General features: G+C 72.1%; 15 protein-coding genes and 1 pseudogene. 5 read left to right on the top strand and 11 right to left on the bottom strand.

Features of this window, described 5'->3' with window-relative positions; genetic code table 11:
- Positions 1–6: 6 nt before the first annotated feature.
- From OJ962_RS27085 to OJ962_RS27060, 6 genes and pseudogenes are all read right to left on the bottom strand, one after another.
- The gene (locus OJ962_RS27085; protein WP_202952399.1) at positions 7–1,092 is read right to left on the bottom strand and encodes an ABC transporter permease; all 1,086 of its coding nucleotides are present in this window, start codon (positions 1,090–1,092) and stop codon (positions 7–9) included.
- Positions 1,093–1,145: 53 nt separating this feature from the next.
- Positions 1,146–1,817, bottom strand: a pseudogene (locus tag OJ962_RS27080) (ABC transporter ATP-binding protein); the annotation flags it as partial.
- On the bottom strand, positions 1,814–2,278 hold the full coding sequence (locus tag OJ962_RS27075) for an ATPase (protein WP_121257010.1): 465 nt from the start codon (positions 2,276–2,278) through the stop codon (positions 1,814–1,816). The pseudogene OJ962_RS27080 and the gene OJ962_RS27075, both read right to left, overlap by 4 nt.
- A 16-nt stretch (positions 2,279–2,294) precedes the next feature.
- The gene (gene coaD, locus OJ962_RS27070) at positions 2,295–2,792 is read right to left on the bottom strand and encodes a pantetheine-phosphate adenylyltransferase (RefSeq protein WP_202952398.1); all 498 of its coding nucleotides are present in this window, start codon (positions 2,790–2,792) and stop codon (positions 2,295–2,297) included.
- Positions 2,782–3,315 carry a 16S rRNA (guanine(966)-N(2))-methyltransferase RsmD gene (rsmD, locus tag OJ962_RS27065; RefSeq protein ID WP_202952397.1) on the bottom strand — a complete coding sequence of 178 codons (534 nt, stop codon included), beginning with the start codon at positions 3,313–3,315 and terminating at the stop codon, positions 2,782–2,784. Before rsmD ends, coaD begins: the two co-directional genes overlap by 11 nt.
- Positions 3,316–3,696 carry a hypothetical protein gene (locus tag OJ962_RS27060; RefSeq protein WP_202952396.1) on the bottom strand — a complete coding sequence of 127 codons (381 nt, stop codon included), beginning with the start codon at positions 3,694–3,696 and terminating at the stop codon, positions 3,316–3,318.
- Positions 3,697–3,720: 24 nt separating this feature from the next.
- Here OJ962_RS27060 and OJ962_RS27055 point away from each other — a divergent pair, with 24 nt between their 5' ends.
- On the top strand, positions 3,721–4,368 hold the full coding sequence (locus OJ962_RS27055) for an RraA family protein (protein WP_202952395.1): 648 nt from the start codon (positions 3,721–3,723) through the stop codon (positions 4,366–4,368).
- Here the strand turns inward: OJ962_RS27055 and OJ962_RS27050 are convergent.
- The gene (locus OJ962_RS27050) at positions 4,352–5,410 is read right to left on the bottom strand and encodes a hypothetical protein (RefSeq protein WP_202952394.1); all 1,059 of its coding nucleotides are present in this window, start codon (positions 5,408–5,410) and stop codon (positions 4,352–4,354) included. The two genes, OJ962_RS27055 and OJ962_RS27050, sit on opposite strands and share 17 nt — an antisense overlap.
- Before the next feature lie 44 nt (positions 5,411–5,454).
- Here OJ962_RS27050 and OJ962_RS27045 point away from each other — a divergent pair, with 44 nt between their 5' ends.
- Positions 5,455–5,805: a hypothetical protein gene (locus tag OJ962_RS27045; protein ID WP_202952393.1), complete on the top strand. Its 351-nt coding sequence runs from the start codon at positions 5,455–5,457 to the stop codon at positions 5,803–5,805.
- Here the strand turns inward: OJ962_RS27045 and OJ962_RS27040 are convergent.
- Together OJ962_RS27040 and recG are read right to left on the bottom strand one after the other, a co-directional pair.
- Positions 5,802–6,302 (bottom strand): DUF4142 domain-containing protein, encoded by a 501-nt coding sequence (locus tag OJ962_RS27040; RefSeq protein ID WP_202952392.1) that lies wholly within the window; start codon positions 6,300–6,302, stop codon positions 5,802–5,804. The genes OJ962_RS27045 and OJ962_RS27040 overlap by 4 nt on opposite strands.
- A gap of 121 nt (positions 6,303–6,423) precedes the next feature.
- Positions 6,424–8,517, bottom strand: coding sequence for an ATP-dependent DNA helicase RecG (gene recG, locus OJ962_RS27035; RefSeq protein WP_270006735.1), 2,094 nt, complete (start codon positions 8,515–8,517; stop codon positions 6,424–6,426).
- An 83-nt stretch (positions 8,518–8,600) separates the two neighbouring features.
- Between recG and OJ962_RS27030 the strand changes: the two genes are divergently transcribed.
- Together OJ962_RS27030 and OJ962_RS27025 are read left to right on the top strand one after the other, a co-directional pair.
- Entirely contained in the window at positions 8,601–10,040 is a 1,440-nt protein-coding gene (locus OJ962_RS27030) for an amino acid permease (RefSeq protein ID WP_202952391.1), read from the top strand.
- A complete protein-coding gene (locus OJ962_RS27025; protein ID WP_202952390.1) occupies positions 10,037–10,912 on the top strand; it encodes a universal stress protein in 876 nt (291 codons plus the stop codon). The genes OJ962_RS27030 and OJ962_RS27025 overlap by 4 nt, the downstream gene beginning before the upstream one ends.
- 82 nt (positions 10,913–10,994) lie before the next feature.
- Here OJ962_RS27025 and OJ962_RS27020 read toward each other — a convergent pair whose 3' ends face one another.
- Together OJ962_RS27020 and rpmB are read right to left on the bottom strand one after the other, a co-directional pair.
- On the bottom strand, positions 10,995–12,623 hold the full coding sequence (locus tag OJ962_RS27020) for a DAK2 domain-containing protein (protein WP_202952389.1): 1,629 nt from the start codon (positions 12,621–12,623) through the stop codon (positions 10,995–10,997).
- 18 nt (positions 12,624–12,641) lie between these two features.
- Entirely contained in the window at positions 12,642–12,830 is a 189-nt protein-coding gene (gene rpmB, locus OJ962_RS27015) for a 50S ribosomal protein L28 (RefSeq protein ID WP_202952388.1), read from the bottom strand.
- Between the two features lie 47 nt (positions 12,831–12,877).
- On the opposite strand from rpmB, the gene OJ962_RS27010 reads away from it, so the two are divergent.
- Positions 12,878–13,850: serine/threonine-protein kinase (locus tag OJ962_RS27010; protein WP_270006734.1), on the top strand; the 973-nt coding region annotated here is incomplete at its 3' end.

Genomic DNA, 13,850 nt, shown 5'->3' with positions numbered 1-13,850 from the left:
GCTGACCTACTGTCGGGCGAGCCGCAGTGCCTCAGAGAGCTTGACCGCGGAACCCGTGCGCAGGACGACGGCGGAGTAGATCCGGGCAGCGAGCGGGATCAGCAGCGCGGTGGCCGCGATCATCACCCCGACCGACGCCGCGATCTCCCACGCCGGGACCTCGCCGAGCGCGATCCGGCCGGGCATCGTGATCGGTGCCGTGAACGGGATGAACGCGCAGATGTGCGCGACGACGCCGTCCGGGTCGTCGTTGACCGCGAAGCCGGCGAAGAACGAGACCAGGATCGCCATGGTCAGTGGCGTCGTGGAGCTCTGGAGCTCCTCCTGGCGCGGGACGAGTGCGCCCGCGGCCGCGTACAGCGAGGCGTAGAACGCGTACCCGAGCACGAACCACACGAGCGCCAGCGCGACGGCGGTCAGCAACGCGCCGTCGATGTCCAGCGCTCCTGTCACCCCGGCCACGGCGACGCCGATGACCGCGATCAGCAGCAGCTGCCCGAGCCCGAGCAGCCCAAGCCCGATCACCTTGCCCGCGAGCAGGTCCTTCGGGCGGATCGCGGCCAGCAGCACCTCGACCACGCGCGAGGACTTCTCCTCCACCACGCCGGACGCCACGTAGAAGCCGTACGCGATCAGCTGGCCGTAGAGCATCAGGATCGCGAAGAAGGCCAGCCCGGCCTTGGCGTCGCGGTCGGGATCGACCGGCTCGGCCGTGACGACCCGCAGGTCCGGCCGCCGGCTCGGCTCCAGCGCCTGGTTGGCGGTCTGCAGCAGGCCGACGAGCGTGTCGTCGGGCTCCTCCTCGGAGCGGATCTCGCCGCCGACCAGCCGCACGTCCGGCTCGGTGTCGCTGATCGTGACCTCGGCGTCGAAGTTGCCGGCGAGCGCGACGGCGCGTTCGGCGACCGGCCGGCTCTGCGCGTCGGTCGCGATCACGTACTCCGACGTCCCGCCCAAGCCCAGCAGCGGCGGGATCACCACGACGAGGACGATGATCGCCAGCGTGATCCCCGTCGAGATCAGGAACGACTTCTCGCCGGCGCGCTCGGTGATCTCGCGCCGCGCGACCAGGCGCACGTTGCGGTTGATCATTTGACCGCCTCCCGGAACAGGTCGGTGAGCGTCGGGCGCTCGATCACTTCCTTGACCACCTTCTGACCCGGCCCGCGCAACTCCTCGACGGTGCCGGAGGCGACCAGCCGGCCGTCCTTGATGATCGCCACGGCCTCGCACAGGCGCTCGACGAGCTCGAGCTGGTGCGAGGAGAACACGACGGGCACGCCGGTGCGGGCATAGTCGAGCAGGACGCCCGAGAGCACGTCCACGCCGACCGGATCGAGGCCGGAGAACGGCTCGTCCAGCACGAGCAGCTCTGGCTCGTGGACGAGCGCGGCGGCGAGCTGCACGCGCTGCTGGTTGCCGAGCGAGAGCTCCTCCACGCGGTCGCCGGCGCGCTCGGTCAGGCCGAGGCGGTCGATCCAGCGGTCCGCCGCGGCGTCCGGATCGTCGACGCCGTGCAGCGCGGCGAGGTAGCTGAGCTGCGGCTTGACGCGCATCTTCGGGTACAGCCCACGCTCCTCCGGCATGTAGCCGAAGCGGGCCCGCATCCGCGTGTGCAGCTGCTCACCGTTCCAGCGCACCTCGCCGGCGTCGGGCGCGAGCACACCCATGACGATCCGCATGGTCGTCGTCTTGCCGGCGCCGTTGGGGCCGACGAAGCCGAACATCTGGCCGGGCTCGACGCGGAACGACACGCCGTCGAGCGCGACCCGGTCGCCGTAGCGCCGAGTCAGACCTTCCAGCTCGAGCCCTCTCAGGAGACTTCAGCCGGCTCGTCGCGGCCTTGGAGCCGCTCGCGCCCGCGCTGTACGGCCGCGATGAACTTGGACAGGTTCACTTCGAGCGTGTTGAGGATCTCGTCCGCGTAGTCCTCGGCGCCGAGCCGGATCTCGCGCTCGCGGGCGCGGGCGTCCTCGATGATGTCCTCCGCGGCGCGCTCGGCCTGGCGAGTGACTTCCTGCTGGGAGACCAGCTGCTCCTGGCGCTCGCGCGCCTCCTTGACGATGCGCTCGGCCTCGCGCTTGGCCTCGGCGAGCATCTCCTGGCGCTCCTTGACGATCCAGCGCGCCTGCTTGATCTCCTCGGGGATCGTGGCGCGCATCTGGTCGAGGATGTCGTAGATCTCCTCTTTGTCCACGCGCACGGTGTCCGTCAGCGGGACCGCTTTGGCGTTGTGGACGAGGTCGTCCAGCTTGTCGATGAGTACCAGGACGTCCATTTGGCTCCCCGTTTCGCTACCGCCCCAGCGCTTCCTGCAAGCGGCGGGCGACCTCCTCAGGTACGAGTCCCGACACGTCGCCACCGAAGGTGGCGATCTCCTTGACTCCGCTGGATGACAGGAAACTGTACTGCGGTGAGGCCATGAGGTAGATGGATTCCACGTCGGAGGCCAGCGAACGGTTCAGCTGGTTCATCTCCAACTCGTATTCGAAGTCGCTGATCGCGCGCAGCCCTTTGACGATCGCCTTCGCCCCCTGCTCGCGCGCGAAATCGACGACGAGCTTGTCGAACGGGACCGCGCGCACGTTCCCCAGATGCGCGGTCGCGCGCTCGATGAACGCGATCCGATCCTCCGCGCTGAACACCGACCTGCTCTTGCGCACGGACGCGTTCACGACGGCCACGATCAGCTCGTCGAACATCACCGACGCGCGCGAGATGATGTCCAGGTGGCCGTTGGTCACCGGGTCGTAGGAGCCGGGGCAGACGGCGATGCGCGGGTCAGGGGCCATAGATGCGGATGAGGGTGTCGCCGTAGCGGCGTTCGTCGGTGAGGGGCAGGGTGAGCGTGAGCGGCGCCCGTCTGTCGCTCTCGGCCACCACCACCGCCCCGGGCGCCAGCACGGCGGGGAGGGCCTCCGACAGCGGCTGCGCGAGGCGCTCAGCATGACGGTACGGCGGGTCGAGGAAGACAAGATCGTATTGCTCGCCGCTGATGGATGCGGTGGTGAGCAACCGGAGGGCGTCCCCGCGCTTGACCGTGGCGTGCGCCTTCAACGCCTCGAGGTTGGCCCGGATGACCTTGACGGCGGCGTGCGCGTCATCGACGAACGTGACGCTTTCGGCGCCGCGCGACAGCGCCTCCAGCCCCAGCGCGCCGCTGCCCGCGAACAGGTCCAGCACCCGCGCGTCCTCGGTCCGCGTGCCGAGGATGCTGAACAGCGCCTCGCGCACCCGGTCGGACGTCGGGCGCGTGGCGTCCCCGGGCGGGGCCTTGAGGGTCCGCCCTCCGTAGTTGCCGGCGATCACGCGCACTCACAGATGATCCAAGCACGTGCCCGTCGCGGCGGACACCGCGAGCACGAGCGCCGCCAGGATCGCGACCCAGCCCGCGCCGCCGAAGCCACCGACGAGCGCGAACGACCCCGGGCTCCGGCGGTCCTCGATCCGGGAGACCGCGAGGCCGAGGGCGAGCCCGGCCGGGACGGTGAACGCGAACGCCCACACGCCTTCGGCGAGCACCCAGGCGAGCGCGGCGAGCACGGACGCGGCGACCCACGTGAGCACGAGCGGGCCGCGCACGCCGCGGCCACGGGCGATCAGCACGAGCGGGACGACGAGCAGGGCGAGGAACGCGACCGTCCCGGCGATCGTCCACAGCACGCGCGAGTCCTCGGCCAGGGCGCCGCACCACACGAGGGCGCATATACCCTCGACCGCATGGATGAAGCCCTCGCTCGGTTGCCCGTCAGCACGCTGTGCGACGTCGACAAGTCGCTGCCGGTCGTCGATCCCGCGATCCGCCCGCTGACGCCCGCGGCGCGCCTGTGCGGCCCGGCCTACACCGTGGTCGCGGCGGGCGAGTTCCTGTCGGTGCTGTGGGCGATCGGTGAGGCTTCGCCCGGCGACGTGCTCGTCGTGCAGGCGGGCGGCGCGCCGCTGGCGGCGCTCGGCGAGCTGCTCGCGAGCGAGGCGCACCGCCGCCGGCTCGGCGGGATCGTCGTCGACGGCTACGTGCGCGACCGCGCCGGGCTCCCGCCCGAGCTCCCGCTGTGGGCACGCGGGACGGTGCCGATGGCGGGCCGCAGCGACGTCGCGCCGCGCGTGGGCGGACCGATCCTGTTCGGCGGTGTGCGCGTGACGCCGGGTGAGCTCGTGCTCGCCGACGAGGACGGAATCGTGATCGCCCCGCGTGAGCAGCTGGAGGCGTGCCTGGCGCGGGCGAAGGAGATCGAGGCGCTCGAGGACGAGGTGCTCGGCGGGATCCGGCGCGGCGAGGACCTGCTGGCGATGACGAACCTGCGCGAGCACGTCGCCCGCCTGCAGGCCGGCGAGGCGTCCTCGCTCGCGATCAACCCGCCCGCTTGAGCGCGGCCCGCTCGGCCTCGGTCAGGCTCGGGTAGTCGCGCTCCTCGTTGAGCCAGCGGTCGATCAGCGGTCCGCTGTAGCCGGCCTGGGCGAGCTTGAGCGCGCCCAGCGCGGTCAGGTAGGCGCGCTGCTCGCCGCGGGCGACCGGGTCCAGCTGGGCGGGCTCGAGCAGGCGCGCGGCGCGGACCCAGGTCTGCGGCCAGTGCTCGGGGTCCGGTGCCTGCGGGAAGAAGCGCAGCACGCGGACGAGCCCGGCCACGACTGCGTCCGGGAGCGGGCGCGGCATGCGTTCCGCCATGGCAACGAGCTTGCGGGCGTCGGCCTCGGCGGGGTCGGCGGCGTACGCGAACTCCACGTCGCCGAGCGTGAACGGCGTGCCCGCGCCCTCGAGGACGATCCGGCGCACGCCCGGCTCCAGGTCGGTGGAGACCGTGAGCGGGCCGGGCTCGAGCGGCAACTTCGCCCAGTTCGGGCTGCGCGCACCGACCTCGACCTTGACGACGGTCGGCCCGGTGCCGGCCGTGGCGCGCCACGCGTCGGCGTCGAAGCGGTACTCGGTCACGACGACCATCGAGGACCCCGGCTTGCGGGTCGCCATCCGACCCACCGCCGGGATCTTGGTCAGCCACGCGGCAAGCTGCTCGGCGACGCGGTCGCTCGGCTTGGGCGCCTTCTTGGTCACCGGCAGCGGGAACGGGTCCGGCAGCAGGCCGTGGACCTGGACCGCCGCCCACGTGCGCCCGTTGGCGGTGGCGACGGTCGTCCCGGACGTCGGGAAGCCCGCCTTCCGGAGCGCCTTGTTGGCCTGCGTGAGCGGAACGTCAACGGTGAAGCCCAGGCCGTAGCCGAGCACGTGCGGCGGCGGTGTGCTGCCGATCTTGAGCAGCTCGATGTCCACGCTCGCCCGCACGATCCCGGACGTGAACGGGCCTGCGTCCCGCACCGGGACGAGCACGGGCGCGCCGGTCCGCGCGACCAGCTCGTCGAGCGCCGCGGCCGGGTCCGCGGCGCGCAGGATGACGTGGTCGAGCGTCAGCCGCACGCCGCGCAAGATAAAGGGTCAGACCCCTTAGGCTTTCGCGCCGCATGCGCACGCGGATGATCTGGATCGTCGCCCTGGTCGCGTCCGCGCCCTTCGCGTTCGCCTGGTTCGCGCTGGCGGCGCGGACGGTGATCCGGGCGCCGATGGACGAGCGCTCGCTCGAGGTCTCGGTCGACAACGTGGCGGCGTTCGGGCTCATCGCCGGCACGGAGTGCACGCCCGCGCTGACGCGTTGCATGGTCTACGACGACTCCGGCGGCGGCGCGACCTATGCCGTCACCGCCCGCAACCGCTCGTGCTGGGATGCGCGGCTGATCGACAGCTACTCGGCTGAAGTCGTTCCGCCGTCCGAGCTGAGCGGCTGCGTGCGGCTGTGGCAGTGGTCGGTGCTCTAGCGCGTGGCCTTCGCCAGGGTGAGGTGCGTGCGGACGACCGGCGCGGTCTCCGCGGCGTAGGCGCGGACGTTGGCCACGCGGCCGGCGTCGATCTCCAGCAGGCAGATGCCGAGCGTCTGGCGGTGGGCGACGATCTGGCGGCGCAGGTAGGCGCGGTCGAACGCCTCGCCCTCGAGCGCGGCGAGCCGGGCGGCGTCGCGGCGCTGGGTCGGGGACGGGCGGCTGGGCAGGCGCGTGTCCCACGCGCGGGCGACGGCGCGCAGCTTCGCCTGGGCGGCGGTGTGGTCGGTGATCATGCGCCGCGCGAAGGCGCGCACGGCGGTGTCATCGCTCTCGCGCAGGGCGAGCCGGCCGGTGGCGATCTCGGCCAGGTTCGAGTGTGCGGCGTTGACCACGAAGGAGCGGTCCTCCGGGAAGTCCATGGGACGCGCGGAGGCGGTGGCGGGCGCTGCGAGGGCGAGGGCCGCGACGGCGGCGGCAAAGGGGCGATTGCGCATGTGCGCTCGCTACCCCTGCACCCGGGCACTTTCCGTGCACGGAGGGGCGAGAACGGACCGTGACATTGGCAGCGCGTCCTGACCCGAACCGGGAAGTGATCCCGGAGCGCGCGAGCGCCGTTCAGGCCGGGATCGGCTCGAGGGCGTCGGCGCCGTAGGTGCGCAGGATCGCGTCCTCGATCAGCGCGTGCTCGGGCTGCAGCAGCTCGGGATCTGCGTCCTGGATCTCGCGGGCGTGACGGCGGGCGCGCTCGAGCAGCTCGACATCCTCGGGCAGGCGCGCGAACTTGAACGCCTGCAGACCGGACTGGCGCACGCCGAGCATCTCCCCCTCGCCGCGCAGCTCGAGGTCGATCTCGGCCAGGCGGAAGCCGTCGGAGTGCTGGTGCATCGCCTGCAGGCGCCGCGATTCCTTGGGCCCGAAGAGCAGGCACAGCGAGTCGTGTTGGCCGCGCCCGATCCGCCCGCGCAGCTGGTGCAGCTGGGAGAGGCCGTAGCGCTCGGCGTCCTCGACGAGCATCACGGTCGCGTTCGGGACGTCGATGCCGACCTCGATCACGGTCGTCGCGACGAGCACGTCGGCGCCGCCGCTCGCGAACTGCGCCATCGCCTCCTGCTTCTCGCGCGGGCGCATCTGGCCGTGCATGAGCACGACGCGGTAGTCCTTGAGCTCGCCGCCGCGCAGGCGCTCGAACTCGGCGGTGGCGGCGCGGGCCTGCAGCGCCTCGGACTCCTCGACGAGCGGGCAGACGACGAACGCCTGGCGGCCCTTGTCGAGCTCCTCGCGGATGCGCTCGTAGGCGCGGGCGCGCTCGTTGTCGGTGGCGGCGACGTGGGTGTCGATCGGGCGCCGGCCGGCGGGCAGCTCGTGCAGGGAGGTGACGTCGAGGTCGCCGTAGGCGGTGAGCGCGAGCGTGCGCGGGATCGGCGTCGCGGTCATGTGCAGGATGTGCGGCGCCATCCCGGCGGGCGCCTTGCGGTCCAGCTTGCGGCGCTGGTTGACGCCGAAGCGGTGCTGCTCGTCCACGACCGCGACGAGCAGGCGGTCGAACTCCACGGCGTCCTCGATCAGCGCGTGCGTGCCGACGAGGATCTTCAGCTCGCCGGACGCGAGCTTGCCGAGCAGGTCGGTGCGGCGGCCCTGCGGCGTGGAGCCGGTCAGCAGCGCGGCCTGCACGAGCTCGCCCGGCATGAGCTTCTGGAGCGTGGCGAAGTGCTGCTCGGCGAGCGTCTCCGTGGGCGCCATCAGCGCGGCCTGGCCGCCGGACTCGACCGCGCGCAGCATCGCGTACAGCGCGACGACGGTCTTGCCGGAGCCGACCTCCCCCATCAGCAGGCGCTGCATCGGGCGGTCGGAGGCGACGTCCTCGTCGATCGTCGCCATCGCCTTCGACTGATCGCCCGTGGGCGTGAACGGCAGCGAGTCCTTCAGCCAGCGGGCGGTGAGCGCGGCCGGCGGTTGCAGCGGTTCGGCGCGCGCGCCTTCGCGGCGGCGGGCGCGCCGGCGCAGCAGCGCGATCTGCAGCAGCAGGAACTCGTCGAACGCGAGCCGTCGTCTTCCGCCCTCCTGATCGCCGAAGTGGGCGGCGTCGACGGCGGCCCAGCGGTCCGGCAGCCGCTCGAGCGCGCGGATGCGGGCGGGCAGCGGGTCCAGCACGTTGCGCATCTCGGCCCGGTGCTCGTGGGCGAGCGCGGCGATCTGCACGGACGTGAGGCCCTCGGACGCCGGGTAGGTCGCCATGTCCTCGCCGGTGGACACCAGCTCGCCCGTCTCGGCGTGCTCGTTGACGCGGAAGCCGCGCTGGCCCTGGTACTTGCCGGTCAGCAGGAGCCGGGTGCCGGGGCGGTAGCGGCGCTCCAGCCACGGCTGGTTGAAGAACGTGACGCCCATGGTGCCGGTCTCGTCGGAGACGCGCGCGGAGACCAGCGGCTTCATCCCGCGCCGGCGCACCTGTCGGCTGGTGATGCTCAACACTTCGACGACGACGGTCGCCGTCTCGCCCTCGACGAGGTCCCCGATCGTGCGCGCGGCGCGGCGGTCGCGCGGGATGTGATCCAGCAGCGCGGCGATGCTCGTCAGGCCGAGCTTCTCCCCCGCCTTCTCGGCCTTCTCGCCCGGCAGATCCAGCGCGTGCTCCAGCCGGCTGGGGCGCGGCATGCGCGGGCGGCCGCCCTCGGGAAGCGGGTCGGAGCTGGCGAACGCGGTCGGTGGCACGACTGAAAAGTCTGGCGTGCGGGGAAGACGCGACGCCGACGGGTTGTTTAAGGTCCGTTTACGCGACCACAGGGGGACGTGGCATGGGGGCAAGCCGAAGCACGACCGGACCGTTCGCGGTCAAGGACCATTCGCGCCTGATCGCTGACACCGAGGCCGGCGCGGAGGAGGGCGGCCTCAAGCGGGCGGTCGGGGCGCTCGACCTGACCGCGCTGGGGATCGGCGCCGTCATCGGCACGGGCATCTTCGTCGTCATCGGCGAGGGCATCGGCCTCGCCGGGCCCGCGGTGATCCTGTCCTTCGTGCTGGCGGCGGTCACGTGCGTGTTCTCGGCCCTGTGCTACGCCGAGCTCGCGTCGTCGATCCCTGTGTCCGGTTCGGCCTACACGTACGCCTACGCGACGCTCGGCGAGCTGGTCGCGTGGATCATCGGCTGGGACCTGATCCTCGAGTACGGCGTGGCCGTCGCGGCCGTGGCCGTCGGCTGGGGAGGCAACCTCAACGAGTTCCTGGACAACACATTCGGCTTCGCGCTGCCGGAATCGATCGCGAACCCGCCCGAGGAGGGCGGGACCGTGAACCTGCCGGCGGTGGTGATCGTCGCGTGCGTGACGTTCCTGCTCGTGCGCGGCGTGCGGGAGACCGCGAAGGCCAACTTCTTCATGGTCATCTTCAAGCTGCTGATCCTCGCGTTCTTCATCGTCGTCGCGTTCGCGACGGCGTTCAGCGCCGACAACCTGTCCCCGTTCGCGCCGGAAGGCGTGAACGGCGTCGTCAGCGCCGCGGCGGTGATCTTCTTCGCCTACATCGGGTTCGACGCGGTCTCCACGGGCGCCGAGGAAGCCAGGCAGCCCCGGCGCGACCTGCCGATCGCGATCATCGGCTCGCTGATCATCTGCACGATCGTCTACATCCTCGTCTCGATCGCCGCGGTCGGCTCGCTGGACGCCAAGGCGCTGCAGGAGTCCGAAGCGCCGCTCGCCGCCGCGCTCGACGAGGGCGCCGGCATCAGCTGGGGCGCGAGCATCGTGGCGCTCGGCGCGTTGGTCGCGATCACCTCGGTGCTGTTGACGATCTTCTACGGCCAGACCCGCATCTTTTTCGCCATGGCCCGCGACGGCCTGATGCCGCGCAACATCGCCAAGGTCAACCCCCGCACGGGCACGCCGGCCAAGCTCACGATCGGCCTGGGCGTGTTCATCGCCGCGCTCGCCGCGTTCGTGCCGCTGAGCGAGATCGTCCAGCTGGTGAACATCGGCACGCTGTTCGCCTTCCTGCTGGTGAACATCGGCGTCGTGATCCTGCGCATCACGCATCCCGACATGGAGCGGCCGTTCCGCGTGCCGCTCGCGTGGCCCGTCCCGATCTTCCCCCTGATCGGCGTCGGGCTGATCATCTACCTCATGCAGGAGCTGCCCGCCGCGACTTGGTGGCGCTTCGGCATCTGGCTGGCGATCGGCATCGCGTTCTACTTCCTGTACGGCCGCCGCCACTCCGTGCTGCAACGGGAGCATCGATCATGACCATCGTGGTCGGGCACGACGGGTCCGATTCCGGCGACGACGCAGCCGCCCTGGGCGCGCAGCTCGCACAAGCGACGGACGCCGCGCTGATCGTGGTCAGCGTCTACCCCGAGGAGAACCCGGTCGGTCTGGGGCGCGTCGACGCCGAGTGGGTGGGCTACATGCGCGAGCAGGCCGAGGAGGTCAGCGCGTCTGCGCGCCGGTTCGTCGACGAGCGCGGCGCCGAGGCCACGTTCCGCGTCGTGGGCTCGAGCTCGGCTGCCCACGGCCTCGATGACGTGGCCGAGCAGACGGACGCGACGATGATCGTGGTCGGCTCCTCCCGGCACGGCGCCCGGCGGCGCATCTCCCCCGGCTCGACCGGCGAGCGCCTGCTGCACGGCGCGATCTGCCCCGTCGCGGTGGCCCCGCGTGGCTGGCGAGACCGGCCGGCGGAAGAGGCCGTGCGCCGGATCGGCGTCGCCTACCTCGACGCGCCGGAGGCCCGCGAGGCGCTGAACGTCGCCGCGGCGCTGGTACAGCGGACGGGCGCGTCGCTGACGCTGTACACCGTGGTCGCACCGCGCGCGGAGATCTTCTCGCCGGTGATCGGGCGCGACGCCGAGGAGTCGTTCCTCGGCGCGGTGCGGGAGGGTGCGCGCGAGGCGCTGGACCGCGCGGTCGCGGGGCTCCCGTTCGAGGCGGCGGACGAGCTGCTCGAGGGCGACGTGGTCGACTGCCTGGCGGCGCTGGACGAGCGTGAGTGCGACCTGCTCGTGTGCGGGTCGCGTGGGTACGGGCCCGTCCGGCGGGTGCTGCTCGGGGGTGTGGCTTCGCGGTTGGTGCGGCGGGCGGCGTGTCCGGTGGTGGTGGTGCCGCGCGGGGCCGAGTGAACGGCAACGCCCTTCGCGAGCGACATCCGTCAGTTGACCACCCATACGGTGGTCAAGTGACGGGTCGCTTGCCCGGGTGGCTCTACTCGGCCGACACGAGCCACCACCAGGCGGGCTGCCCGCCACGGGACAACTCGACCTCGGCGGTGTCGGGCGCGAGCGCCGCGACCGCTTCCCTCGCCAGCGGTGCCCCGTCCCCTTCGATCACGGTGAGCAGCTCAGCCTCGCGGCCCAACTCACCGAGCACCACTTCCAGCGTCTCCTCGACCTCGCCCCACGCGACGAGCTCCTCGTCGATGAAGCCGACCGAATCCCCGCGCCGGAAGCGCCCCTGGGTGTCGTCCCGCGCCGCCTCCGTCACTCCGCCGGTGCGGACGTGGCGCAGCGTCTCCTCCATCGACGCCGCGTTGCGCCGGGAGTCGGCCCCGGAGTCCAGCGCGACCGCCGCCGCCAGCCCTGCCGCCATCGAGCGCGTGGGCACGACCCGGACCGCCTTCTCGCTCAGCTCGGCGGCGCGCTCGGCGGCCATGCGCACGTTCGGCGAGTTCGGGAGCACGACGACTTCCTCGGCCGGGATGTCGTGGATGCCGGCGAGCAGCTCGTAGGTGCTCGGATTCAGGGTCGGACCGCCGTCCAGGACGCTCGCGCCGAGGCCCTCGAACAGCGCGCGCATGCCGTCGCCGTTGACTACGGCGAGCACGCCGCAGGCGTCGATGGTGCCGCCGACGCGGGCCTTGCGCTGCTCCACCTGCTCGTGCATGTCCGCGACGTCCAGGCGCGAGACCTCGCCGGCGCCGTCGAACAGCGCGGTGGCGCGTTCGGGCTCGTCGGTGTGCACGTGGACCTTCAGCGTCGCCGAGTCGCCCACGACCAGCACCGAATCTCCGAGCGCCTCCAGGCGCGGCAGCCAGGGCGTCGGCTCCAGGTTGTCGCCCGTGACCGCGAAGTTCGTGCAGTAGCGGTAGGTCGAGGAATGGTGCTGCGGGTGCGTGATGCGGGCCGGCGCGTGGTGCTCCAGCGGCGGCGGCTCGTTGCCGCGCAGGGCCGCGATCACGCCCGCGAAGATGACGGTGAGCCCGTAGCCGCCGGCGTCGACCACGCCGGACTCGCGCAGGATCGGCAGCAGCTCGGGGCCGCGCTTGACCGACGCCTCGCCGGCGTCCAACGCGTGCTCGAGCACGTAGGCGAGCATCTCGTTCTGCGTCGCGTCGTCCACGCGGTGCTGCAGCCGCGGCTCAGCCATGTGCGCGATCTCACTCGCGGCACGGGCGGCCATCTCGCGCACGACGGTGAGGATGGTGCCCTCGGCAGGGTCGCGCACCGAGCCGTACGCGCGGTCGGCCGCGCGGGCCATGGCGGCGGCGATCAGCACCGGGTCCACGAGCTCGCCGGGCCGGGAGATGAGCTCCTCGGCGGCGCCGCGGATCAGCTGGCTGAGGATGACGCCGGAGTTCCCGCGCGCGCCGAGCAGCGCCGCGCGGGCGACGGACTCGACGATCTGGTCACGGCCGATCTCGTCGATCTCGCCCTGGGTGGAGAGATTGTCGAGCTCGGTGAGGACGGCGCGCAGCGTCAGCGCCATGTTGTCCCCCGTGTCGCCGTCGGCGACCGGGAAGACGTTCAGGTTGTTGACCTCTTCGCGACGTGATTCGAGGTGCGCAAGCGCAGCCTCGATGACGAAGCGGAAGCGGAGGAGGCTCGGATCGGCCACGACGTGCGCGGCCGTCCGTTAGGCCTTCGTGACCTTGCCCGCTTTGAGGCAGCGCGTGCACACGTACACGCGCTTCGGCGCACCGCTCTCGAGGATGCGGACCTTCTGGACGTTGATATCGAAACGCCGCTTGGTCGCGACCATCGAGTGCGAGCGACTCTGGCCGAAGGCCGGGCGCTTGCCGCAGGAGTGACAGATTCGAGCCATTGGAGCCGCAGAGTATAGGAGGGCGGGCGGCGGGTACCGTGTACCTGATGCCTTCGGTCTCACCGGATCGCATTTCCCTGCCGGATCGCTACCGCGTGATCAGGCACCTCGCCAACGGTGGCATGGCGAGCGTCTGGGAGGCGCACGACGAGCTTCTGGACCGCGCTGTAGCGGTGAAATTGCTGGCTTCGCATCTCGGCGAGGACGACCGCGCGCGCCGTCGTTTCCAGCGCGAGGCGAGGGCCGCCGCGGGCCTCTCCTCGCACCCGCACGTGGTGACGATCTACGACGTCGGCGAGCACCAGCGGCAGGTCTTCATGGTCATGGAGATCATGCGCGGCGGCTCGGTCGGGGACGCGATGAAGTCGGGCCGCCAGATCCCGGCGCAGATGAAGCTGCGCTGGCTGCGCGAGGCGGCCAGCGCGCTGGACACCGCGCACGAGGCCGGCGTCGTGCACCGCGACATCAAGCCCGGCAACCTGCTGCTCGACGACCACGACCGGCTCGCCGTCGGCGACTTCGGCATCGCCCGCGTCGCCTGGGAGGACCAGCTGACCGCGACCGGCCAGGTGCTCGGGACCGCCGCCTACCTGTCGCCCGAGCAGGCCATGGGCGAGCCGGCGACGGCCGCCTCCGACCGCTACGCGCTGGCCGTCGTCGCCTACGAGCTGCTGACGAGTTCGCGGCCGTTCGAGGCCGAGCACTTCGCCGCACAGGCCCGCGCGCACCTCGAGGATCCGGTGCCCCCGGCGTCCACCCGCGCGCCCGAGCTGTCCAAGGCGGTTGACGCGGTGTTGGAACGCGGACTGGCGAAAGCGTCCGAGGACCGGTGGGACAGCGCGGCGGAATTCGTCGACGCGCTGGAGCGCACCGTCGACGACGACGACGCGCCGACGCGCAAGCTGGGTCGGCGGGGGAAGAAGGGCGCGGCCGCGCTGGGCGGCGCGGCGGCCGGCGCCGGGTTGGCCGGAGACCGCGACGGCGGCGCGGCCTCGGGCCGCGCGGACGGGCGCGGCGACG

It is taken from the genome of Solirubrobacter deserti (assembly GCF_027587175.1).
In the GTDB taxonomy this organism is placed as follows: domain Bacteria; phylum Actinomycetota; class Thermoleophilia; order Solirubrobacterales; family Solirubrobacteraceae; genus Solirubrobacter; species Solirubrobacter deserti.
Note: the sequence above shows the minus strand (reverse complement) of the source record. Positions and strands in the feature narration are given on the sequence as shown.